The organism is Micromonospora humida (assembly GCF_016901255.1).
Lineage (GTDB): Bacteria > Actinomycetota > Actinomycetes > Mycobacteriales > Micromonosporaceae > Micromonospora > Micromonospora wenchangensis.
The window spans coordinates 26,196-47,461 of sequence record NZ_JAFEUC010000007.1; the positions used below are offsets into that span (position 1 = coordinate 26,196).

19 protein-coding genes, 1 tRNA gene and 2 pseudogenes are annotated in these 21,266 nt (G+C 71.5%); 10 read left to right on the top strand and 12 right to left on the bottom strand.

Annotated elements, in window-relative coordinates:
* Positions 1-2 precede the first annotated feature (2 nt).
* Positions 3-608: an SRPBCC family protein gene (locus JQX11_RS15490; protein WP_307826202.1), complete on the bottom strand. Its 606-nt coding sequence runs from the start codon at positions 606-608 to the stop codon at positions 3-5.
* A gap of 895 nt (positions 609-1,503) precedes the next feature.
* On the opposite strand from JQX11_RS15490, the gene JQX11_RS15495 reads away from it, so the two are divergent.
* The 7 genes from JQX11_RS15495 to JQX11_RS15525 all read left to right on the top strand — a co-directional run bounded on the left by JQX11_RS15495 (position 1,504) and on the right by JQX11_RS15525 (position 7,975).
* Positions 1,504-1,950, top strand: coding sequence for a cobalamin B12-binding domain-containing protein (locus JQX11_RS15495; protein ID WP_204925676.1), 447 nt, complete (start codon positions 1,504-1,506; stop codon positions 1,948-1,950).
* Positions 1,947-3,227, top strand: coding sequence for a methylaspartate mutase (locus tag JQX11_RS15500; RefSeq protein WP_204925677.1), 1,281 nt, complete (start codon positions 1,947-1,949; stop codon positions 3,225-3,227). Before JQX11_RS15495 ends, JQX11_RS15500 begins: the two co-directional genes overlap by 4 nt.
* A 12-nt stretch (positions 3,228-3,239) precedes the next feature.
* Positions 3,240-4,196 (top strand): amino acid ABC transporter substrate-binding protein, encoded by a 957-nt coding sequence (locus tag JQX11_RS15505; protein ID WP_204925678.1) that lies wholly within the window; start codon positions 3,240-3,242, stop codon positions 4,194-4,196.
* A 77-nt stretch (positions 4,197-4,273) separates the two neighbouring features.
* A complete protein-coding gene (locus tag JQX11_RS15510) occupies positions 4,274-5,284 on the top strand; it encodes a DMT family transporter (protein WP_204925679.1) in 1,011 nt (336 codons plus the stop codon).
* A gap of 1 nt (position 5,285) precedes the next feature.
* Positions 5,286-6,356 carry an aspartate-semialdehyde dehydrogenase gene (locus JQX11_RS15515; RefSeq protein WP_307826203.1) on the top strand — a complete coding sequence of 357 codons (1,071 nt, stop codon included), beginning with the start codon at positions 5,286-5,288 and terminating at the stop codon, positions 6,354-6,356.
* A complete protein-coding gene (locus JQX11_RS15520) occupies positions 6,353-7,411 on the top strand; it encodes an amino acid kinase family protein (protein ID WP_204925680.1) in 1,059 nt (352 codons plus the stop codon). Before JQX11_RS15515 ends, JQX11_RS15520 begins: the two co-directional genes overlap by 4 nt.
* 171 nt (positions 7,412-7,582) lie before the next feature.
* Complete coding sequence (locus tag JQX11_RS15525; protein ID WP_145917370.1) at positions 7,583-7,975, top strand: Fur family transcriptional regulator; 393 nt, start codon at positions 7,583-7,585, stop codon at positions 7,973-7,975.
* Here JQX11_RS15525 and JQX11_RS33600 read toward each other — a convergent pair.
* The 4 genes and pseudogenes from JQX11_RS33600 to JQX11_RS15545 form a co-directional block, all read right to left on the bottom strand.
* A pseudogene (locus JQX11_RS33600) lies at positions 7,965-8,228 on the bottom strand (SCO5389 family protein); the annotation flags it as partial. The gene JQX11_RS15525 and the pseudogene JQX11_RS33600 overlap by 11 nt on opposite strands.
* Before the next feature lie 238 nt (positions 8,229-8,466).
* Positions 8,467-9,186 (bottom strand): hypothetical protein, encoded by a 720-nt coding sequence (locus tag JQX11_RS15535; protein ID WP_204925681.1) that lies wholly within the window; start codon positions 9,184-9,186, stop codon positions 8,467-8,469.
* 124 nt (positions 9,187-9,310) lie between these two features.
* Positions 9,311-11,584, bottom strand: coding sequence for a tetratricopeptide repeat protein (locus tag JQX11_RS15540; RefSeq protein ID WP_204925682.1), 2,274 nt, complete (start codon positions 11,582-11,584; stop codon positions 9,311-9,313).
* Positions 11,585-11,664: 80 nt separating this feature from the next.
* Complete coding sequence (locus JQX11_RS15545; RefSeq protein ID WP_204925683.1) at positions 11,665-12,057, bottom strand: Het-E N-terminal domain-containing protein; 393 nt, start codon at positions 12,055-12,057, stop codon at positions 11,665-11,667.
* Between the two features lie 511 nt (positions 12,058-12,568).
* Between JQX11_RS15545 and JQX11_RS15550 the strand changes: the two are divergent.
* A pseudogene (locus JQX11_RS15550) lies at positions 12,569-12,781 on the top strand (CdiA C-terminal domain-containing protein); the annotation flags it as partial.
* Between the two features lie 95 nt (positions 12,782-12,876).
* On the opposite strand, the gene JQX11_RS15555 reads toward JQX11_RS15550, so the two are convergent.
* The 6 genes from JQX11_RS15555 to JQX11_RS15580 form a co-directional block, all read right to left on the bottom strand.
* Positions 12,877-12,948 (bottom strand) — tRNA-Lys (locus tag JQX11_RS15555).
* 84 nt (positions 12,949-13,032) lie between these two features.
* Positions 13,033-13,830 carry an ABC transporter ATP-binding protein gene (locus tag JQX11_RS15560; protein WP_204925964.1) on the bottom strand — a complete coding sequence of 266 codons (798 nt, stop codon included), beginning with the start codon at positions 13,828-13,830 and terminating at the stop codon, positions 13,033-13,035.
* Positions 13,827-14,894 (bottom strand): FecCD family ABC transporter permease, encoded by a 1,068-nt coding sequence (locus tag JQX11_RS15565; RefSeq protein ID WP_204925684.1) that lies wholly within the window; start codon positions 14,892-14,894, stop codon positions 13,827-13,829. Before JQX11_RS15565 ends, JQX11_RS15560 begins: the two co-directional genes overlap by 4 nt.
* Positions 14,891-15,940 carry a FecCD family ABC transporter permease gene (locus JQX11_RS15570; protein WP_232377957.1) on the bottom strand — a complete coding sequence of 350 codons (1,050 nt, stop codon included), beginning with the start codon at positions 15,938-15,940 and terminating at the stop codon, positions 14,891-14,893. Before JQX11_RS15570 ends, JQX11_RS15565 begins: the two co-directional genes overlap by 4 nt.
* Positions 15,937-16,875 carry an ABC transporter substrate-binding protein gene (locus JQX11_RS15575; RefSeq protein WP_204925685.1) on the bottom strand — a complete coding sequence of 313 codons (939 nt, stop codon included), beginning with the start codon at positions 16,873-16,875 and terminating at the stop codon, positions 15,937-15,939. The genes JQX11_RS15570 and JQX11_RS15575 overlap by 4 nt, the downstream gene beginning before the upstream one ends.
* A 63-nt stretch (positions 16,876-16,938) precedes the next feature.
* On the bottom strand, positions 16,939-17,790 hold the full coding sequence (locus JQX11_RS15580; protein WP_204925686.1) for a siderophore-interacting protein: 852 nt from the start codon (positions 17,788-17,790) through the stop codon (positions 16,939-16,941).
* A 350-nt stretch (positions 17,791-18,140) separates the two neighbouring features.
* Between JQX11_RS15580 and JQX11_RS15585 the strand changes: the two genes are divergently transcribed.
* Together JQX11_RS15585 and JQX11_RS15590 are read left to right on the top strand one after the other, a co-directional pair.
* A complete protein-coding gene (locus JQX11_RS15585; protein WP_307826204.1) occupies positions 18,141-19,196 on the top strand; it encodes a tryptophan dimethylallyltransferase family protein in 1,056 nt (351 codons plus the stop codon).
* A 21-nt stretch (positions 19,197-19,217) separates the two neighbouring features.
* Positions 19,218-20,627 (top strand): tryptophanase, encoded by a 1,410-nt coding sequence (locus JQX11_RS15590; protein ID WP_307826205.1) that lies wholly within the window; start codon positions 19,218-19,220, stop codon positions 20,625-20,627.
* 73 nt (positions 20,628-20,700) lie between these two features.
* On the opposite strand, the gene JQX11_RS15595 is transcribed toward JQX11_RS15590, so the two are convergent.
* Positions 20,701-21,261 carry a GTP-binding protein gene (locus JQX11_RS15595; protein WP_169733023.1) on the bottom strand — a complete coding sequence of 187 codons (561 nt, stop codon included), beginning with the start codon at positions 21,259-21,261 and terminating at the stop codon, positions 20,701-20,703.
* Between the last annotated feature and the right edge of the window lie 5 nt (positions 21,262-21,266).

Here is a 21,266-nt window from a genome sequence, read left to right on the forward strand (position 1 = left end):
GGCTACCGTCCTCCGGAGGGCTGTTCGAGGTAGGTCTTCAGCCGCGCGAGGGTCAGCCCGATGTCGCCGCGCAGCTTCTCGGTCCACTGGGTGAAGAACCGCTCGGTGGCCTCGGCGTCGAGGTCGGCGGTGATGCCCCGGATGCCCTCGGTCGCCGCGCCCATCCGGAACCGGTGGATGAGCAGGCTGCCGCCCGGGGCGGCGTCGATCTCGTACGACCAGACGCTCTCCTGTCGTTCGCCGGCGCTGTTGCGCATCGCCCAGGCGAACACCCGGCCGGGTTCGGCGCGGACCACCTCGGCGGAGGTCTGCCACTCGCCGCGGACCACCGGGGCCCAGGGCACCACGTCGTCGCTGCGCACGTTGTCGCCCCGGAACACCGCACCGACCGTGCCGGGAGTGCCGGAGATCCATTTTCCGCCCCGGCATTCCGGGCTCCACCGACCGCTGCCCGCCAGGTCGCTGACCACCTCGTAGATGTGCTGACGGGTGGCGTTCACCTCGATTTCACCGTGCACCGCGAACAATTCGCGATGGCCTTTCGCACTCACCACGGAAACCTCCTCCCGAGGGCGTGCCGGGTCACCGCACAATGGCGGCGACGGCACGGGGACGGTCGACGACGACCGGATGTTCGTCGGCTGCGCGCGGTGCGGGGGACCCCCGTGACGCGGCGGCGCCGGTGACTATGAGTGCCGCACTGATCACTGTCGATCAGGCGTGCGGGTAGACCATAGGTCGGTTGCGGGGGCCGTGCAATGCATCTCTTCGCCCCGGGTCGACCCGTCACCGTGTGTGGCAGGCCATCGTGCCTTATCTATCCCCAGGCCATCGGTGGGACGTCGTCCGTGACCCGCAGTCATCAATTGACCTGTTCAAGTGTCCCGCGATGCGGGAAGGGTGATCGGTGGCGGCGGTTTCCCGGTTCGGTCGGGTGCCTCCGGGTGAGCCGAACACGTGTCGGATCGACGATCCGGGATCCCTGGGTGAGCGGCGGGGGAGCGATCGATGGCGGGAATGATCTGGGTCACTCCGCAGCGGGTGGTCGTCGGGTGTCGAGGGCCGCACAGTCGCCTATCTCCCATGATGTGGGATGTCGGGATAGATTGCTTCGATCACCCTGCGCCACTGCGGGTGGCGGCCTGCCCGGCGGGCGGTGCTGGTGGGGAGTGGCCCGCAGGTGGCGCGGGTGGGCCGTGCGCGGAGCACCGGTGGCGATTTGACTACCGTCCGTATCCACCGACGGCGACCCGCCGGAAGTCAACCGGGACATTGCTTGTCAGGGTTCTGGTCGCGTCCTAGACTCGGCCACCGACAGATGTGTGAGACACCCACTTACGGGGAGTTGCGGTGTTCAATGCAATGGCGGGCCTGCGCTAGCCAGATCATCTTTCTCTGACCATGGAACGGCTTTCGCCGAGCTTCCGCCCGGAGGCTGCGGCGGACCAGTCGTGCCCATTTTCCGTGACGATTATCCGCTAGCGAAGTGTCCTGGAGTTCGGCATGCGCCTCTCAACGGCCAACGCACCGGTCGCTGTCCTGTCCACCATTCCCTCCGACTCGCACACCTGGAACCTGGTCTACCTCCACCTGCTGCTGGAGGAGCACGGCTTCCGGGTGGTCAACCTCGGCGCCTGCACGCCGATCGACGACCTCGTCGCCGCCCACCTGCGGCACACGCCCGACCTGGTCGTGGTCAGCACCGTCAACGGCCACGGCGCGGTCGAGGGCGAGCAACTGGTCCGCCGGCTGCGCCGGCACGACCACACCACCCCCGTCGTGATCGGCGGCAACCTCGGGGTGGCCGGGTCCGCCGACGAACGGCACGTGCCCGCCCTGCTCGACGCCGGGTACACCGGCGTCTTCGTCGGCGACCGGGCCGTCGACGACTTCCGCGCCCACCTGCACACCCTGCACGCCCGCCCGCACCTGGCCGCGAGCCCGGTGTGACCCGGGGACGGTTCGCGTCGTACGTGGCCGACAACCAGGCCGCCGGTCGGTTGGTGGTGCAGCCCCGGATGGGCTTCGCCACCACCGAACAGATGCGCGGCGGCCTGCTCGCCGTCCGTGCCGCCCGGGCCACCACCGCCGGCACCCTCACCCTGGACAGCTTCACCCGGGTCGGCGACCACGCCAGCGCCGCCCGTGCCCTGGTGCACGGCCACGACCTCAACGGCTATCCACTGGTCGCGCACGGGGCGGTGATGACCCGGGCGATGCTGGAGGACATCGCCGCCGACGACTTCCCGGTCCAGGTACGACACGGCTCGGCGCTGCCGCTGGGCATCTTCCACGCCCTGCTCGACGCCGGCCTCGACGCCACCGAGGGCGGGCCCGTCTCGTACTGCCTGCCCTACAGCCGGGTGCCGTTGCGGGCGGCGATCGACGAGTGGGCGGCCTGCTGCGAACTGCTCGCCACCGTGGGCGACGGGCGGGGCGCCCACCTGGAGAGCTTCGCCGGCTGCATGCTCGGCCAGCTCTGCCCGCCGTCCCTGCTCGTCGCGCTGGGCATCCTGGAGGGCCTGTTCTTCCGGCGGCACGGGGTACGCAGCCTGTCGCTCAGCTTCGCCCAGCAGACCAACCCCGGGCAGGACCTGGACGCGCTGCTGGCCCTGCGACACCTGGCCGCCGAGTTCCTGCCCGACTGCGACGTGCACCTGGTGGTCTACACGTTCATGGGGCTGTTCCCCCGCACGCCGGCCGGTGCCGCCGAGATCCTGGCGGAGAGCGTCCGGCTCGCCGTGGCCGGTGGGGCCGCCCGGCTGATCGTCAAGACCTCGGCCGAGGCGTTCCGCATCCCCACCGTCGCGGAGAACGTCGCCGCCCTGGAGTTCGCCGCCACCCAGGCGGCCCGCTGCGCCGCACCGACCCGGCGGTCCTTCGACCCGGCCGCCTCCCCGGCGTACGCGGAGGCGCGGCTGCTCGTCGAGGCCGTGCTCGACCTGCACCCCGAGCCCGGTGCCGCCCTCGCCGCGGCGTTCGGCACCGGCCTGCTCGACGTGCCGTTCTGCCTGCACCCGGAGAACGCGAACCAGGCCCGCAGCCGGGTCGAACCCGACGGGACGCTGCGCTGGACCCGCACCGGGCGGATGCCGCTGCGGCCCGCCACCGGCCACGCCGCCGACCTCGGCTCGGCCGAACTGATCGACATGCTCGCCTTCAACCAGCGCCGCTTCGACGCCCCGACCACCGAGCCGACCACGCCGGCCCTGAGCCCGGCCCGTTGACAGGGAGACCCGATGACCTCGGTCCTGACCAGCACGACCGCCCGCCTCGACCGGGTCCGCCGCCACGGCGCGGTGCGCGCCGGGGTGAGCACCGGCATCCGTGGCCTGTCCGCCCCCGACACCGACGGCCGGTGGCAGGGCCTGGACGTGGACACGGCCCGTGCGGTGGCCGCCGCCGTGCTCGGTGACGCCAACGCGGTCGAGTTCGTGCCGCTGACCCCGGACCAGCGGATGCCCGCCCTCGCCGGCGACGACATCGACCTGCTCACCTGCAACGCCACCTGGACGGTGAGCCGGGAGGCCGGCTTCGGGGCCACCTTCGTCGCCACCACCTGCTATGACGGCGGGGCGTTCCTGGTGCCCCGGGCGGCCGGTGTCACCGCCGCCGCGCAGCTCGCCGGACGCCGGATCGGGGTGCTCGGCGGCACCAGCAGCGCCGCCAGCCTCGCCCGCTACTACACGCCGCTGGGCGCCGAGGTCGAGGTGGTGCCGTACCCGGACGCGGCGGACGCGCTCGTCGGCTACCGCGACGGCGCGGTCGACGCGTACGTCTGCGACGGGGTGGTGCTGGCGGCCGAGAAGACCCGGCTGCCGGACCCCGACGCCCACGTCGTCCTGCCCGAGCTGATCTCCCGCGAGCCGATGGGCCCGGCGGTCGCCGACGGTGACTCGCACTGGCTCAAGACGGTCCGGTGGATCATCTTCGCGCTGATCGCCGCCGAGGAGGAGGGCCTGACCTCGGCCACCGTCGGCCAGGGTGCCGCGTCGGCGCTGCTGGACGCGCAGGCCCGCCTCGGCGACACGCTCGGCCTGCCGCAGACCTGGATCGGCGACGCCGTCGGTCAGGTCGGCAACTACGGCGAGGTGTACGACCGCAGCTTCGGCGCGGCCAGCGGTCTCGACGTGCCCCGCGGCCTCAACGACCTGTGGACGCGCGGCGGCCTGATGTACGCCCCGCCGTTCGCCTGAGCACGGCCGCAGCCGAGGGGGCGGCGACCGCAACCGGAAGGGACACCATGGAGAACCACCGCAGCAGCAGGACACCGATGGTCCAGATCATCGTCGCGATGGCGGGCTGGGGCACGATCGGGGTGTTCGTCCTCGAATCCGGGCAGCCGGCGTTCAACGTGGTCTTCGCCAGGTGCGTGCTGGGCGCGGTCGCCCTCGCCGTGGCCTGCCTGGTCGGCGGCTACTTCCGCAACACCGGGCTGACCCGGCGCAACCTGCTGCTCGCCGCCGGTGGCGGGGTCTGCCTGGTGTTCAACTGGGTGTTCCTGTTCTCTTCGTTCGAGCAGACGTCGATCACCATCACCACAGTCGTCTACCACACCCAGCCGTTCTACGTGCTGTTCCTCGGCGCGCTGCTGTTCAAGGAACGGCTCACCCGGGCCAACGTCGGCTGGGTGGTGCTGGCCTTCGTCGGGCTGGTGCTGACCACCGAACTGTGGACGGCGCTGCGCGGCGGGGGACTGGACTCCCGGCAGCTCCTGGGCATCCTCAACGCGCTGGCCGCCGCCGTCCTCTACGCCCTGGCCACCATCGCCGCGAAGCAGCTCAAGGGGGTACGGCCGCAGATCACCGCACTGATCCAGGTGCTGATCGGCATTCCGCTGCTGCTGCCGTTCGTCCGCTTCGCGGCACTGCCGGCACCGGGTGCGAGCAGTTGGATCTGGCTGGCGGTGCTCGGGGTGTTCCACACCGGCGTGCTCTACCACCTGCTCTACTCCGCCGTCCCGCACCTGCCCAGCTCCACCATCGCCGTGGTGGCGTTCGTGAACCCGGCGGTGGCGATCGTCTGCGACGTCGTCGTCTACGCCCACCGGCCCACCCTCGCCGAGATCGTCGGCATCGTGCTGATCGTGCTGTCCAGTCTCGGGGTGACGTTGCGCTGGCAACCGCTGGCCGTCCGCCGCCCGAACCCCGCGCCCGGCGACGCGTCGACCGGGCCCGCGGTGCCCGTGCCGGCCGAGGTGCCGGTGGCGACCGGGGCACCCACTCCTCTGGTGACCGTCGACGAGGCCGGGTCACCCCACTCCGTCCTTCGAAAGCAGGGCTGACGTGACATCCTCCACCGACACCCCCGCTCTCCCCGCGACCGACCTGCGGGCCGCCACCGGCGTCGCGGTGCCGATCGCCGTCGTCGGGGCCACCGGCGCGGTGGGTCGTACCCTGATCGACCTGCTCGTCCAGCGGGGTTTCCCGGTCGGCGAGTGCGTGCCGGTGGCGTCGGCGCGCTCCGCCGGGCAGCGCATCGACGTGCCGGGCGGCACCGCCACCGTCCACGACCTCGACCGGTACGACTTCTCCGCCGTACGGCTGGCGTTCTTCTCCGCCGGCACCGGGGTCAGCGAACGGCACGCCCGTCGCGCCGCCGCCCAGGGTGCCCTGGTCATCGACAACACCAACGCGTTCCGGATGGCGGCGGACGTGCCGCTGGTGGTGCCGCAGGTCAACCCGGACGTGCTGCACCGGCGGCCGGACAGCGGCATCATCGCCAACCCGAACTGCTCCACCATTCCCCTGGTGCGCCTGCTCGCTCCGCTGCGTCAGCGGTACGGCCTGCGCCGGGTCACCGTCAGCACCTACCAGGCGGCCTCCGGCCGGGGTAACCGGGGAATGGCGGAACTGCGTGCCCAGGCCGCCGCCGCGACCGACGACCCGACCCGGACGGGCCCGGTCGAGGCGTTCGGGGTGCCGCTTGCCTACAACGTGATCCCGCTGATCGACACCCTGCTCGCCGACGGCTTCACGCTGGAGGAGCAGAAGATGCGGCAGGAGAGTCGCAAGATCCTCCGCGATCCGACGCTGGACGTGACCGCCACCTGCGTCCGGGTGCCGGTGCTCAACGGGCACAGCGAGACCGTGGTGGTGGACTGCGACGCGCCGGTCGACGCGGGTGAGCTGGCCGCGCTGCTGGCCGGCGAGCCCGAGGTCCGGGTGTGGACCGACCGGCCGCCGACCCCGCGCACCCTCGACGACGCCGACCTGGTGCACGTCGGGCGGATCCGGGTCGACCCGGAGCACCCGAACCGGGTGGCGTTCTGGCTGGTGGCGGACAACCTGCGGATCGGCGCCGCGCTGAACGCGGTGCAGATCGCCGAGGTGCTGGTGGCGAGGGGGGTCCGGTGAGCCGGGTACGGGTGGTCAAGTTCGGCGGTTCCAGCTTCGCCGGTCCGGAGCACTTCCACACCGTCGCCGCCCACCTCGCCGGGCGGGTCCGCGACGGCGAGAAACTGGTGGTCGTCACCAGCGGGATGCCCGGGGCCACCGAGGAACTGCGTCGCCTCGCCACCGAACTGCATCCCGAGGTCAGCAGCCCGGCCCTGCTCGGCCTGCTGCCGTTGGCCGACACGGTCGGCGCGGCCCTGCTGCGGATCGCGCTGGAACGCGCCGGTCTGCGCGCCGAACTGCTGCCGCCGCACCACATCGGTCTGGCCAGCAGCCCGGCGGGTGGGCAGGCCGCCGCGCTCACCGGTGTCGACCCGGTCTACCTGCACGGGCACCTCGCCGCCGCCGACGCGCTGGTGCTGCCCGGCGGTCAGGCGGCCGACGCCCACCAGCGCCCCACCTGGCTGGGCAAGAACAGCTCCGACCTGTCCGCCGTCGCGGTCGCCGCCGCGCTGCGGCTGCCGGGCTGCGACATCCACTCCGACGTCGAGGGCGTGTACGACGCCGACCCCCGGCAGGTCCCGGCGGCGCGACTGCTGCCGACCCTGGCGTACGCCGACGTGGTGACCATGGCGCGGGCCGGCGCGAAGGTGCTGCACTCCGGGGCCGTCGAGTTGGCCGCCCGGCACGGTGTGACGGTCACCTGCCGACTGAACACCGGTGACTTCCGGGTCGGTTCGGTGATCGGCCCGACCGGTGACCCGGCGTACGCGGTGGTGGCCGACGCCCGTTCGGTGGTGCTCACCGGCGACGACCCGGACGCCGTCGAGGCGGTGCTCGCCGCCGAGGGCCTGGCCACCCTGCGGGTGGCCGGCGCGGTGGTGGCGACCGGCTCGTTCGCGGACGTGCCGGCGCTGCTCGCGGCGCGGGGCAGGACCTGCACCGTGACCGGGCAGAAGCTGCTCACCGTGCTGCGCGCCGGGGTGCCCGAGTACGAGCTGGTGCCGGCCACCGAGCTTGCGGTGGTCGCCCGGTCGCGGCACGCGGCCCTCACCACGGTCGCGGCCGTGGCCTGACCCGCCTCCGGCGGTCGTCGTCCCCCCGGGCCCGCCTCGGGCCGTGGGGTGCCCGTATCCGCAGCGCATAATGGGTACGGCCTCCGCGTGGACCGGCGGAGGCGGGGAGCAGCGACGGCCGCCGGCGGGGCCGGGGCGACGAGCGGAGACGGCGGTACGGTGACCCAGGCGATGCCGAACGTGACCCGGAACACGCGTCAGCGCGGTGAGGTGCTGGCGCTGCTGCGCGAGGTCGACGGTTTCCACACCGCGCAGCAGCTGCACCAGATGCTGCTGGCCCGCAAGGCCCGGGTCGGGTTGACCACGGTCTACCGCACCCTGCAACTGCTCGTCGACGCCCAGGAGATCGACTCCACCCGGCTGCCCGGCGGCGAGCAGCTGTTCCGCCGGTGCAGCCAGAGCCGGCACCACCACCACCTGGTCTGCCGCCGGTGCGGCAGCACCGTCGAGGTGGCCGGGCCGGCGGTCGAGCGGTGGGCCGACCAGGTCGCCGCCCAGCACGGCTTCACCGAGGTCGGGCACACCTTCGAGATCTTCGGCACCTGCGCGGAGTGCGCCCGCTGACGATCCGGTGGCAGTTCTGGAAGGCCAGCTTCACCCCGAAGTGGCGTTCCAGGCTGGCCCGGATGGCGTCGCTGGCCATCGCGCTCAGCAATTGTCCCCGTTCCGCGTCACCGGGCGGCGGTACGACGTTGTCCGCCCGGGCCTGCTCACGCTCCGCCCGTGGTGGGTGCCCGAGGACCGGCCGCAGTCGACCGGGTGCCCCTCGGCCCGGTCGGCCCGAGCGCCGAGTGTGACGTACGCCCACGATGGACATCGGGCCGTGATTCCCCCATTCGGGCCCGAACGCTCTTCGCGTCACCCCACGGTGCGTCCGGCGGTCGGCACGGCGGGATGCGGCGCGTTCTTCCGGGCCGGAACGCTCACCGGGGCGTGCTCCGCTCTTCTTGCCGGCGGAACTCGCGGCGTCATCGACGGATCGCGACGTTTCTCGGGAAAGCAAGTGGTAGGGCGGGGATCCGGTCCGCTCCTACGGGTCTCGGCAAGTGGGTCGACTACGGGGGTGACGTCGATGATCCGTTGGCCATAATGGTGATGTTCGTCGTCTCCCCCGCGTGGGGGAGAACGAGACTGGCCTCTTTCCGGCCACCTTCGATGAGCGGGGACACGGCGACCACCCGCGCCTCACCCATGGCACCCCCGGTCGCCAGCACCAACTTTCCCGCGTCGTCGGATCTTCCGGAGGCGATGACCTGTCCATCGACATCCACCAGCGAGATCTCGGCTTCGGACAGCCCCAGCGCGAGGCAACTCGCCTTCCGGGTGTCACACGAATTGAGGCGGATCTCCACGTCGACCTCGGTGCGGGCAGGACCTCCGCAGGCGGACAGGGCCAAGGCTGACACAACGATCCAGGCTGCTGACCTCACGTGCGGGGAACCAGCCTTCACGGCGTCCTCCGGATCGGTGGATGTCACTTCTGACGTTACCGTGTCGCCGCACTGTCCGGCCGCATTCGCGCTGTTCCACGCCAGGTGTACTCGGTGAGGCGTGGTGAACGGTGGGTGGTCGAGGTCGACGTCCAGGATCCGCGCCGTGAATCCGTTCGCGTCGGCGACATACGAGCACCCGTGGAGCACCCGACGATCTGGTGTCGTCAGCCCTGGCCGGATCGAGCAGCGGCAGTTGGGCATCGGGTGCCGGAAGCCATGTTCGGGCAGGTCGTCGCCGGCCTCGGGGGACCCGGGCCAGTTGCGGTCCGGATCGCCCCTCACGCCTGGAGTTACTTGCGGTCCCCACCGTAGTAGCTCGGTGGCGCCAGCGGACAAGGTGCTGCGGGTGCGCGGGGTATTGGGGTGGTCGGAGCGAGGAACCCGCAACCAGTCGGCCAGCAGTTCCTCAATACAGGGCCTCGCGCCAGAATTCAAGGCTGTCGCGGACGAGTGGGATGTTCGGGTGGTCGGCTTTAAAGACCCGGAGGAGATCGGGGAGTAGATCCTCGAAGGCGGTGACGGCACCTGCCAGATCCCCGGTTTCACCACGCCAGGACGCGAGATTGCAGCGGGCGATGAGGGTATCCGGGTGGTCGCTTCCGAGGACCCGCAGAAGGTCTGGAAGCAGTGCCTCGTAGGCGGCGACGGCGCCTGCCGGGTCGTCGGCCTGACCGCGCCAGTGGGCGAGGTCGTTGCGGGTGGTCAGGACCGCTTGGTGATCGGCTCCGAGGATCCGTTTCCGAACGCCGAGCAGGTCTTCGTGGGCAGCGAGCGCGCCCGCCGGATCCCCGGCCTCACCACGCCAGGAGGCGAGGTCGAGGCGGACGGTCAGGGTATCCGGGTAATCGTGTCCGAGGACCCGGATGAAGTCGGGAAGCAGTGCTTCGCAGGCAACGACGGCACCCGCCGGGTCGCCGGCCTGACCACGCCAGTAGGCGAGGTTGCGGCGGGCGGTCAGGGTATGCAGATTGTCGGAACCGAGGACCCGGATGAAGTCGGGAAGCAGTGCTTCGCAGGCAACGACGGCACCCGCCGGGTCGCCGGCCTGACCACGCCAGTAGGCCAGGTCGAGGTGAGTGAGCAGGGTATGCGGGTGGTCGGCCTTGAGGACCCGTATCCGGTCGGAGAGTAGTTCCGCAAAACCGACTACGGCACCCGCCGGATCGCCAGCCCGACCGCGCCAGTAGGCGAGGGCGTGACGGGTGATCAGAGTGCCCGGGTCGTCGGGGCCGCGCACCCGTAGTCGATCGGCGAGAAGCTCCTGGCAGGTCGCAACGGCAGTGGCCGGATCTCCAGCCTCACCGCGCCAGGAGGCAAGGTCGTTACGGCTGGTCAGGGTAGTCGGGTGGTCAGGGCCGAGGTGTCCGCTGGCGGTGTTGTGCAGGGTGTGGAAGTACGCCGCCGCTGCGGCGGCTTGGCCGGTGACACCAAGGCTGCGGCCAAGGTCAAACAGGACCTGGTAAGCGCCGTGAGTCCACAGTAGGTGCCTCGTGTAGGTAACCAAGGCGGCGGTATTGGCGCGCAGGGTTTGAGAGTGCTCCCAGTCGCGTTCGATCTGCGGCCAGATCTCGTGTAGGGCGTTGGCTGCGGTCACAGCCAGAACGTCGATGTGATCGCCGCAGGCTTCCCGGACGACCCGTTGTAGAAGTCCATGAACCCGGACGGTGCCGGCACCCGGGGCGATCGTTGCAAGACTGAATTGGACAAGGTTTTCTAGTGCGTCGGTGACGTCACCGTCCTCGACCGGTTCACCGGTACGTATCTTCAGGTAGGTCCGGACGGCACGAGAAGTGAACACGGTGACGGGAATCCCGTTCTCGTCCAGCAGGGCGGCGAGTTCCAGTACCGGTCGCGCCAGGCCGGTTGGGGGCAAGGTATCGGCCCGATCGATGGATAGCGACCAGGTAGCGGCAACGGTGTGGGGATAGTCGTCCGGCAAAGCCCGGGGAGCCAGTTCGGCCATACATCGACGGCGGTCGACGAGACGTCGACGGTAGCCGGCGCAGGTCATGCTCGTGCGGTCCATGATATACGCGCCGGCCTGCGCCAACGCCAGGGGTAGATGCCCGAGGTCGTCGGCGAGGCCGACGGCCTCATCGAGCCTGAACGGATGACACCCGAGCTTCGCGGCCAGGTAGGCGGCGGACTCGTCGGAGGTGAAGACGTTCACGTCGATACGGCGTCGGCCGGCGATCAGGGCGCTGTCGGTGCTGCGAGTGGTCACCACGGTGCGTCCCGACCTGGTGTTCGGTGGCCATAGACCGCGCAGGTCGTTGGGGTCGGTGACGTCGTCTAGGACGATCAACCATCGGCGTTGGCTGGTGGCCAGCCAGGCCAGGAACCGACCGGCAGCATGGTCCGAGCTGGGGCCATCAACGCCGGTGGTGTCAGCGAAGGCCTGAGCGTAGCTGGTGACCACCGCCGAGCGCGATGTCGCGGACACCCACACCAGCAGGTCCAGGCTGCCGCTTCCGAACAGGCGATGGGCCAAGCCAGCGGCGAGCTGAGTCTTGCCGACCCCGCCGAGTCCAGCCACCACCTGACACACCACCGCACCGTGGCTGGCCACCGCCGTCTCGAGAATGCGGTCGGCCGCGCGTTCCTGCCTGCAGTGTGCCTCTGCCGGCACCACTCCAACCTGATGCGGCCACTTCACCGGGGCGCGGCCGTTGATTGTCACCGGCGCATGGAACACCCCGGCGGCACCAGAGTTGGCCGTGACCGCAACCCATGGGGCGTCGGCACCGGGAACGGAAGGCCCTACACCGTCCCCGGTGAGACTGGGGGGACCGACGCCCCCTGCTGAAACGTCACCGGTGCGTAGAACTGCCCCACCGCTCCGTAGTTCGCGGCCACGTTGTAGACGCCGGCTCGGGCTCCTGTGGGGTCCGCCTGTGCCAGCACCGCCCGCGCTGCTGTGAGAATCCGTTCATCGGTGTCTGCGCCGACAGCCTGTAGGTCCTCACCGAGGCGGGCCCGCCGCACCCCCGGGTCGGTGGCTCGCCCGTCCAGCCGCCGCACCGCCTGCTCACGACCGTGCAATCTCCTGGCCAGCAGGTCCTTCAGCCCACCGTAAGCGTCCTGCACCGCGCTGGTGGCACCCGCAGTCGCTGCAGCCGCCAAAGCTGCCAGGATCAACTCCACCCCGGTCATCGCACCCTCCATATGAGACTCTGATTGTCGCAGCACATTGCCAGCCGCAATACCCCGCTGCATATTCGCTATCGATGGGCGTTCTGGCGGTCGCGGTGGCGTCCCGGTAGTTTCGCGTCGAATGCGGTCTCTGTCTTCGATCGGAGAGTCGGCTTCGTACCGCATATCGAGAAAATCACCGGTCAGTCGCGGGCGCTCTCGGCGGATGTCGAGCGTGCGCCGGGTCTGGCGGCCGCTTGCCCGCGATCAGGCGCAGGAGGTGGCGGTGCGGGGCTGTGGGGGCGGGCTTCGTTGCGGTGACGGCGGGGCTGACGTGAGTCGGCAGTGCCATCGCGGAGATCCAGGGCGGCCTGGCCGGCGCCCCCGGTTGATCGGGGAGCGACGAAGGCCGCTACGGCCGTGCCACGCGGGGTCACATCGCAGGAGACGATCACCGGGCTGGCCGCCGTCCAGGTGGCTGTTGTTACCGACCGGACGGTGTACGCGGATCCCGCCGCAGGAGGACGAGGGCGTGCGGCGATCGCTGGAGTTGGAGAACGCGTGCACCGACACGGTCGCGGAGCGAGGCTACCGGGTTCACCAGAACCCGACGAAGCGGGAGATCGCCGAGGCGCGGCTGAACACCGGCGACGTCGAAAGGCCAGACAAGGACCCCGACTATCTGACCGAAGGCTACGTCTTCGACTGCTACGCGCCGAATCCGGCGAAGACCGTGCGCGGCATACACAAAATACGTGAATCAGACGACGTTTGAGTTGTGCCCTGGCCGTGCCCGACGATCTTCATCTGGCGCGTTCCCAGCTCAGAGGCGGTGAAGAGTGGGCCGCCAGGGACTCGAACCCTGAACCTAAGGATTAAAAGTCCTCAGCTCTGCCATTGAGCTAGCGGCCCGTTCGCCCACAGGTTACCCGACCACGCCCTCCCGGTCGGGTACGCCTGCGGGCGGCCCCGGAGACCGGGCCGCCGTCGCCCACCTCATCCGGCGGCCGGTTCCCGGGTGTCGGCCGGTACGACCATGGGCGCCCCGGTGACCGGGTCGGGGACCACCTGGTTCGGCATCCCGAACACCTCGGCGACGAGCCCCGCACCGACGGTCGACGCCGGGTGCCCCTCGGCCACGATCCGGCCGTTGCGCATCGCCACCAGGTGGGTGGCGTACCGGGCGGCGTGGTTGAGGTCGTGCAGCACGGCCACCACGGTGCGTCCCCGGGTGACCAGGCGGTGCAGCACGTTGAGCACGTCGATCTGGTGTGCCACGTCCAGGTAGGTGGTGGGCTCGTCGAGCAGGACGAGGGGCGTCTCCTGGGCGAGCACCATGGCGATCCAGGCCCGTTGGCGTTGCCCGCCGGAGAGTTCGTCGACCCGCCGGTCGGCCAGGTCGGTGGTGCCGGTGGAGTCGAGCGCCGACTCGACGGCCTCCTCGTCGGCGTGGGAGAAGCGGCGCAGCACCCGTTGGTGGGCGTAGCGGCCCCGGCCGACCAGCTCGCGGACGGTGATCCCCTCGGGCGCGGTCATGGTCTGCGGCAGCAGCGCGATCCGCCGGGCGCGTTCCTTCGCCGGCAGGGTGACCAGGTCCGCTCCGTCGAGCGTGACCCGACCCTCGGCGGGGCGGAGCAGCCCGGAGAGGGCGCGCAGGAGCGTCGACTTGCCGCACGCGTTGGGCCCGATGAGCACGGTGAACGAGCCGTCGGGCACGGCGAAGGACAGGTCGGCGCTGACGGTGCGCTGGTCGTACCGGAGGGTGACGTTCTCGGCCCGCAGCCGCGCGGTCAGCTGGTCGACCATCGGGTCCTCCTGATCTCGTGGACGAGCAGCCAGAGCAGGTACGCGCCGCCGAGGGTGACCGTGACCACCCCCACCGGCACGGTCAGCGGGATCACGTGCTGGGCGATCAGGTCGGCGCCGAGCAGCAGCAGCGCCCCGACCCCGGCGGTGGCGGCGAGCGGCAGGCCGGGGGCCCGGACGAGCCGGCGGGCGATCTGCGGGGCGGCCAGGGCGACGAAGGAGATCGGGCCGGCGACGGTGGTGACCGCGCTGACCAGGGCGACCGCGATGACCACGAGGACGGCGCGGTTGCGCTCGACCGCGACTCCGCTGGCGGCGGCGACGTCGTCGCCCAGTTCGAGCTGGGCCAGGGCCGCCGCCCACAGTGGGGTGACCGCCAGCAGCACCAGGATGATCGCGGCGGCCGGCCAGACCACGTCGGCGGTGGCCGCGTTGAGCGAACCGGCACCCCAGGCGGCGGCGAACAGCGCCGTCTCCAGGTCGGCGCGCAGCAGCAGCCAGGTGTTGGTGGCGGCGAGCATCGAGGAGACGCCCACCCCGACGACGATGAACCGGAACCCGGAGAGCCCGTCCCGGTAGGCGAGCAGGTAGATCGCCAGCGCCGCGAGCAGGCCGCCGGCGAGTGAGCCGAGCATCAGCAGGTGCCAGCCGCCGCCGAGCAGCAGCAGGGCGATCAGCATGCCGGTGAACGACCCGTTCGCCAGGCCGATGATGTCCGGGCTGGCCAGCGGGTTGCGGGTGATGGTCTGGAAGATCGCCCCGGCGACGCCGAGCGCCGCGCCGAAGGCGACGGCGGCGGCGATGCGGGGCAGCCGCCACTCCAGTACGACGGTGCGGGTCAGCCCGTCGATCCGGCCGCCGAGCACGCCGAGCACCTCGTCGAGGCGCAGCGGGAAGTCACCCAGCCAGAGGCCGAGCACCGCCAGCGCCGCGACGACGAGCGCGGCGGCGGCGCAGATGGCGGCTTCGCGTACGCCGACGGTCACGTGCCGGTGGTCGGTGCCGAGCAACAGCCGGCGACCCCCGGCGGTGCGGCGGACCGGCCGGCTCACAGCGCGGTCGCCCGTCGGCGTCGGGCGAGCGCGATCAGCATGGGCGCACCGACGAACGCGGTGACGATGCCGACGGGCATCTCGCTGGGCAGGACGGCGATCCGGCCGAGCACGTCGGCCAGCAGCACCAGCATCCCGCCGGCCAGCAGGGACCCGGCGAGGATCCTGCGCTGGTCGGTGCCGACACCCCAGCGCACCAGGTGCGGCACCACGAGCCCGACGAACGAGATGGGACCGGCGATGGCGCTCGCCCCACCGGCGAGCAGGGTAACCGCGCCGAGCACGAGCAGCCGGGTCCGGACCAGGCTGACGCCCTGGGCGGCGGCCAGGTCGGGGCCGAGCGCGAGCGCGTTGAGGCTGCGGGCCGCGACCAGCGCGGCGAGCAGCCCGGCCACGATCAGCGGCAGCACCGGCAGCACCACGGCGGTGTCGCGTTCGAGCAGGCTGCCGGCGTTCCAGCCGCGCATCCGGTCGAAGGTGTCGGGGTGGGTGAGGGTGATCCCGGTGGTCAGGCCGGCGAGCACGGCACCGGTCGCCACCCCGGTCACCAGCAGCCGGGTGGGGGTGGCCCGCAGGTCGGCGGCGCCGCCGACGGCGTACACGGCGACGGCGACCAGGAGCGCGCCGAGCAGGGCGAGCCACATGTAGCCGGCCGGCGAGGTGATCCCGAAGAAGGCGATGCCGGCGGCGACGAACGCGGCGGCACCGGCGTTGACGCCGAGGATGCCCGGTTCGGCGAGCGCGTTGCGGGTGAACGCCTGCATCAGCGCGCCCGCGACCCCGAGCCCGGCTCCGACGAGCAGCCCGGCGAGGGTGCGCGGGAGGCGCTGCCCCCAGACGACGTACTGCGCGGTGTCGCTGCCCGCGCCCCGCAGCGCCGCCCAGACGTCCGCCGGGGGCACCGGGTTCGCGCCCACGAAGACCGACAACACCAGCGATCCCACGAGTACGACGACCGCGCCGACCAGCCACCGCCTGGTGGTACGGCGACGCGCGGTACGGCCGGTGTCCGGCCGTACCGCGCGGGCGGGTGTGGTGGCGGTCAACTCGACGCGGTGAGGATGCGTTCGAGATCGTCGAGGACGACCTTCCCGCCGACCGTGCCGACGCCGGTGATCCAGAACGACTGGTCGACGAGGTGCAGGCGGGGGAAGGCGGCGGCGTTGGCGGTGACCGAGGCGGGGATGGTGCTGCGGTCGTTGACGTCGACGGTGGTGACGAAGACGTGGTCGGCCTTGGCCTCCAGCACCCGTTCCGGGGAGACGTCGACCGAGATGGAGTTCTCCCAGTCGCGCTCGGGGGTCGTGAAGCCGACGCACTCCAGTGCGCTGCCGGCGAACGAGGTGGGGCCGTAGAGGGTGAGGACGCCGTCGCGGGGGCGGATGAGCTGCGCGGTCTTCCCGGCGGTGCCGAACTTCTTGGCGATGTCCGCGCACCGCTGCTGGAAGCCGGCGAGGAGCTTGTCGGCGGAGTCCGCGCCGCCGAGCGTGGTCGCGGTGAACCTGACGTTGTCCTGCCACGGGTCGGCCTGGGAGGCCATGAACACGGTCGGGGCGACGTCGGTGAGCTGCTGGTAGAGGGCGGAGTGCCGGGACTCGGTGCCGATGATCAGGTCAGGCTTGAGGGCCGCGATCTTCTGCACGTTGGGTTCCTGGACGGTGCCGACGGTGGTGATGCCGGCGGCCTTGTCGCCGAGGTACTTGGGCACGCCGGCGGCCTCGTTGAGCACGGCCGCGCCGACCGGGGTGAGCTCCAGGGCGATGGCGGTGTCGAGCTGGACCGGTTCGAGGACGACGACCCGGGTCGGCTTGTTCGGCACGGCGGTCTTGCCGCGTGCGTGTTCGACGGTTCTGGTGTCGCCGACGCTGCCCGCCGGGTCGGAGTCGTCGGAGCCGCAGGCGGCCACGGCGAGCACGGCCGCCGAGGCGACGGTGAGGGCGAGGAGGCGTCGGCGGATTGTTCGAGGGGTCGGCGTGCGCATGGTGCAGGTTCCCGTCTGGCTACTGACAGTGATTACTCACGGCGATGTTTAGGTTAGCATTACCTAATCATCGATCTCTTCGCGGGCTGGCCGGTCGTGCCAGTAGCCCTGGGTGTGCACCTGCCGTAGATCAACGTGCGCCTCGGTGAAGAGCCGACGCACCAGGGCAATCTTGCTACTCTCCGTAGCTGCCCAGGCGTAGAAGTCCGTCCCCGCCGTCGCCGCTGCCCGGCCGTACCCGGCCAGCCAGTCGGCCACCAGCCCGGTCAGCGTCGTCCCGCCCCGGGCGTCGCCCCGCAGCCGGACCTCGACCCGGTGGCCGGCCGTCACGTCGTCGAGGGTGGCGGCGTCCGCCGCGTCGCCCGCCTCCAGCAGGACCGTCGCCCGTACCCCCGGGCCGAGGCCGGACAGGATGCCGCGCACCGCCGGGTACGCCGTCTCGTCCGCCGCGATCAGCACCCGCGTCGCCGGCCCCGGCTCCCACTGCACGCCGTACCCGGGTTGGTCGGCCGCCACGTGCGGGCCCGACAGGAGCAGCCGGTCACCAGGCCGGGCCGCCGCCGCCCAGCCGCTCGCCGGGCCGTGCGGCTGGTGCAGGTAGAAGTCCAGGTCCAGCTCGCCCGCCGGCGGCCGGGTGCGGTACGCGGTATAGCTGCGCAGCCTCGGGCGCACGTCGCCGGGAATGGCCCGCCACTCGCGTCGCCACGTCTGCTCGGGTAGCCCCGCCCGCAGCTCGGCCGGGTAGCCGCCGTCGACCGGAAGCATGATCTTGATGCGCTGGTCGAGCTGGTACGGGGCCATCTCCCGCAGCCGCTCGTCGCCGAGCGTCACCCGGACGAACCCGGGCGACAGCCGCCGGGTCGCCGTCACGGTCGTCGCGAACAGGACGTTGGGCGAGTTGCCGAATGCTGACATGCCGGCAGAGGCTAGCGTGCCCCGTCCGGGCAGCTCACCGCCCCGGGCCCGGCAGTGACCCGGGCCCACCCGGCGCACCCGGCCGACCCCGCGCCAATCGTCAACTCCATGTGACGTATCCTGTACGCCACTCTGGGTAATTGACCGAGGTGATTTGCCGGCCTCGCTCCCGTTATGTCATTGCAAGTTGTGATCAATCTTGACCTTGTCGTGAAATGCTTCCTAGGGTCTCTTTTGGTCGTCAGCCTGATCGGGAGAGAGAATTAATGGACGAGGTGTCCCTTTCCGATCGTCTGGGCGACCAGCTGAGGCGATTGTGCGAGGTCAGCGGAATCGCCGCGGCAGAGCCGGTGGGACTGCTGGAAAGCCTGCTCGGAACAGCCGGTTCACAGCCGTTGTCGGCCTCGCCACGCTGGCCGTCCGACATCGCCGACGACCACACCCCGGTGGAGTTCTCCATCGCCTTCAGCGCCACCGAACCGCCGACCGTGCGCATTCTCGGCGAGACCCTGGGCGCACCACCCGGCCGGTCGGCCAACATGGTCGCCACCCGACGGTTCCTCGACCGGCAGGCGCACCGTGCCGGCCTGTCCACCTCCCGGCTGGACTCGGTAAGCGACCTGTTCACCACCGACGACCCGCAGGGCGCCTTCGCGCTCTGGTGCTCACTGGTGTTCCGCAGCGGCCGGCGGCCCGAGTTCAAGGTCTACCTCAATCCGGAGTTGCGGGGGGTCGACCGGGCGCCGGGCCTGATCGCCGAGGCGCTGCACCGGCTCGGGCTCGGCAGGTCCCACCGGGCGATGCTCGACCACGGCATCCGGCCGGGCGAGCTGGGCCGTCGGGACCGGCTGACGTTCTTCGCCCTCGATCTGCACGACGACGCCCAGGCCCGGGTCAAGCTCTACCTGACCCACCATGACGCCGAGGTGCGCGACGTCGTCCGGGCGGCCGGGATCGTCCACGACGCGGACGCGACCCGGCTCGCCGAGTTCGTCGAGTTGGCCGGTGGCGGCCGGACCCGGTTCGCCGGTCTTCCCCTGGTGGGCAGCTACACCCTGGTCGAGGGGGTCGACCGGCCGGTCGGCTACAGCCTCTACGTGCCGATCCGCGGCTACGTCGACGACGACGAGGAGGCGTACGACCGGGTGGTGGCGGTGCTGGACCGCTACGGCTTCGGCCACACGCTGCTGGACCGGGCGCTCGCCGCGGTGGCCCGACGGCCGCTGCGCGACGGCGTCGGGTTGATCCCGCACCTGTCGTTGCGGCTGGGCGCACCCCGGCCGGGGGTGACCGTCTACCTGTCCGCCGAAGCGTACCGGGTGACCCCACCGGTACGCCGCCCGCTGACCGTCGACCGCACGGCGCTGGCCACCCCGACCGGCCGAGCCGGCGCGGGACACCCCTGACCGTCCATCGAGGAGCGAACAGTGCCCGTCGACGCCTACGCGATGCTGCCCCCGTACCGGATCAAGGTGGTCGAACCGATCCCCTTCCTCGACCCGCAGCAGCGGCGGGAGGCCCTCGCGGACGCCGGATACAACCCGTTCGAGCTGCGCGCCGACCAGATCACCATCGACCTGCTGTCGGACTCCGGCACCGGGGCCACCTCGGCCGCGCAGGAGGCCGCCGCCGCGCTCGGCGACGAGTCCTACGCGGGGGCGCGCTCCTGGTTCCGGTTCCGCGACGAGGCACGCGACCTCACCGGATATCCGCACCTGCTCCCCGTGCACCAGGGGCGGGCCGGCGAACGCGTGCTCTTCACCAGCCTGCTCGAACCCGGCCAGCTCTGCCTCAGCAACACCCACTTCGACACCACCCGGGCCAACGTCACGCTGGCCGGCGCGGAGGCCCGGGACCTGCCCTGCCCGGCCGCGTTCGACCTCGACAGCGCGGACCCGTTCAAGGGCGACATCGACCTCGACGCGTTGGCCGCCACGCTCACCGGACCGGAACGCGACCGGGTCGGGCTCGTCCTCATCACGATCACCAACAACGGCCTCGGCGGGCAACCGGTGTCGATGGCCAACCTCACCGCCGTCCGCGACCTGTGCCGCGCGCACGGCGTGCCGTTCTTCCTGGACGCGGCGCGGTTCGCCGAGAACGCCTGGCTGGTCGGGCAGCGCGAGCCCGGCTACCGGGACTGGACGCCCCGGCAGATCGCCACCCACGCCTTCGGGCTCGCCGACGGCTGCGTGGTGAGCCTCAAGAAGGACGGCCTGTCGGCCATCGGCGGGCTCATCGGGTTGCGCGACGACGACCTGTTCGCCAGGTGCGAGGCCAACCTGATCGCCACCGAAGGGTTCTCCACCTACGGCGGGCTCGCCGGCCACGACCTCGAACGGCTCGCCCAGGGGCTGCGCGAGGTGGTCGACCCCGCGTACCTGCGGGCACGGGCCGCCTCCACCGCCCGGCTGGCCCGGCTGATCAACGAGGCCGGGGTGGACACTGTGCAACCCGCCGGCATCCACGCCCTCTACCTCAACGCCGGCCGGTTGCTGCCCCACCTGTCCCCGGCGGAGTTCCCCGGGCACGCCCTCGGCTGCCAGCTCTACCTCGACGGGGGCATCCGCTGCGCCGAGTTGGGCTCGCTCTACCTCGGCGGGATGGACGACCGGCACCGGCTGGTCACCCCGGCCCCCTTCGAACTGGTGCGCCTGGCCATCCCGCGCCGCGTCTACACCGACACCCACTTCGAGTACGTGGCCGCCGTGCTCGCCGACATCGCCAAGGAACCCGGCCGGGTCCCCGGCTACCGGGTGATCTCGTCGCCACCCCTGCTCCGGCACTTCAAGGTGCGGTTGGCGCAGCTCCCGACGGGGGGCGGCGGCGCCGACTGAACCCGGTACGCCCGGCTCCGGTCAGCGCGGCCGGAGCCGGCCGACACCGGCGGGGCGGGACCTGCCGGGGCGCTCAGGCGGTGGCGGGCAGCCGGGACAGGGCGTGCCGCACCAGCTCGATCAGCGCCTGCTTGCTGGAGGCCCGGTCCCGGGCGTCGCACCACAGCAGCGGCACGGTCTCGTCCAGCTCCAGGGCGGCGCGGATCTCCTCCTCGGTGTAGGGGCACTCACCGAAGAACCGGTTGACGGCGGCGACGAACGGGATGCCCCGACGCTCGAAATAGTCGACGGCCGGGAAACTGGTGCCGAGCCGGCGGGTGTCGACGAGCACGATCGCCCCCACCGCGCCCTGGGCCAGCTCGTCCCAGATGAACCAGAACCGGTCCTGACCCGGGGTGCCGAACAGGTAGAGCACGACGTCGTTGCTGATGGTGATCCGCCCGAAGTCCAGGGCGACGGTCGTGCTGGACTTGTCCTCCACGCCGGTGAGGTCGTCCACCCCGATGCTGGCCTGGGTGAGGACCTCCTCGGTGACCAGTGGCGGGATCTCGCTGACCGAGCCGACCAGGGTGGTCTTGCCGGTGCCGAAGCCGCCCGCCACGACGACCTTCACCGATTTCCGATCCACGCGTATCAGTC

What these genes read in the sequence shown, in the direction of transcription:
- JQX11_RS15505 (WP_204925678.1), top strand. Translation starts at nt 3,240, where the DNA reads ATGACCTCGGTCCTGACCAGCACGACCGCCCGCCTCGACCGGGTCCGC.
- JQX11_RS15525 (WP_145917370.1), top strand. Translation starts at nt 7,583, where the DNA reads ATGCCGAACGTGACCCGGAACACGCGTCAGCGCGGTGAGGTGCTGGCG.
- JQX11_RS15510 (WP_204925679.1), top strand. Translation starts at nt 4,274, where the DNA reads ATGGTCCAGATCATCGTCGCGATGGCGGGCTGGGGCACGATCGGGGTG.
- JQX11_RS15575 (WP_204925685.1), bottom strand. Translation starts at nt 16,875, where the DNA reads ATGCGCACGCCGACCCCTCGAACAATCCGCCGACGCCTCCTCGCCCTC.
- JQX11_RS15545 (WP_204925683.1), bottom strand. Translation starts at nt 12,057, where the DNA reads ATGACCGGGGTGGAGTTGATCCTGGCAGCTTTGGCGGCTGCAGCGACT.
- JQX11_RS15580 (WP_204925686.1), bottom strand. Translation starts at nt 17,790, where the DNA reads ATGTCAGCATTCGGCAACTCGCCCAACGTCCTGTTCGCGACGACCGTG.
- JQX11_RS15495 (WP_204925676.1), top strand. Translation starts at nt 1,504, where the DNA reads ATGCGCCTCTCAACGGCCAACGCACCGGTCGCTGTCCTGTCCACCATT.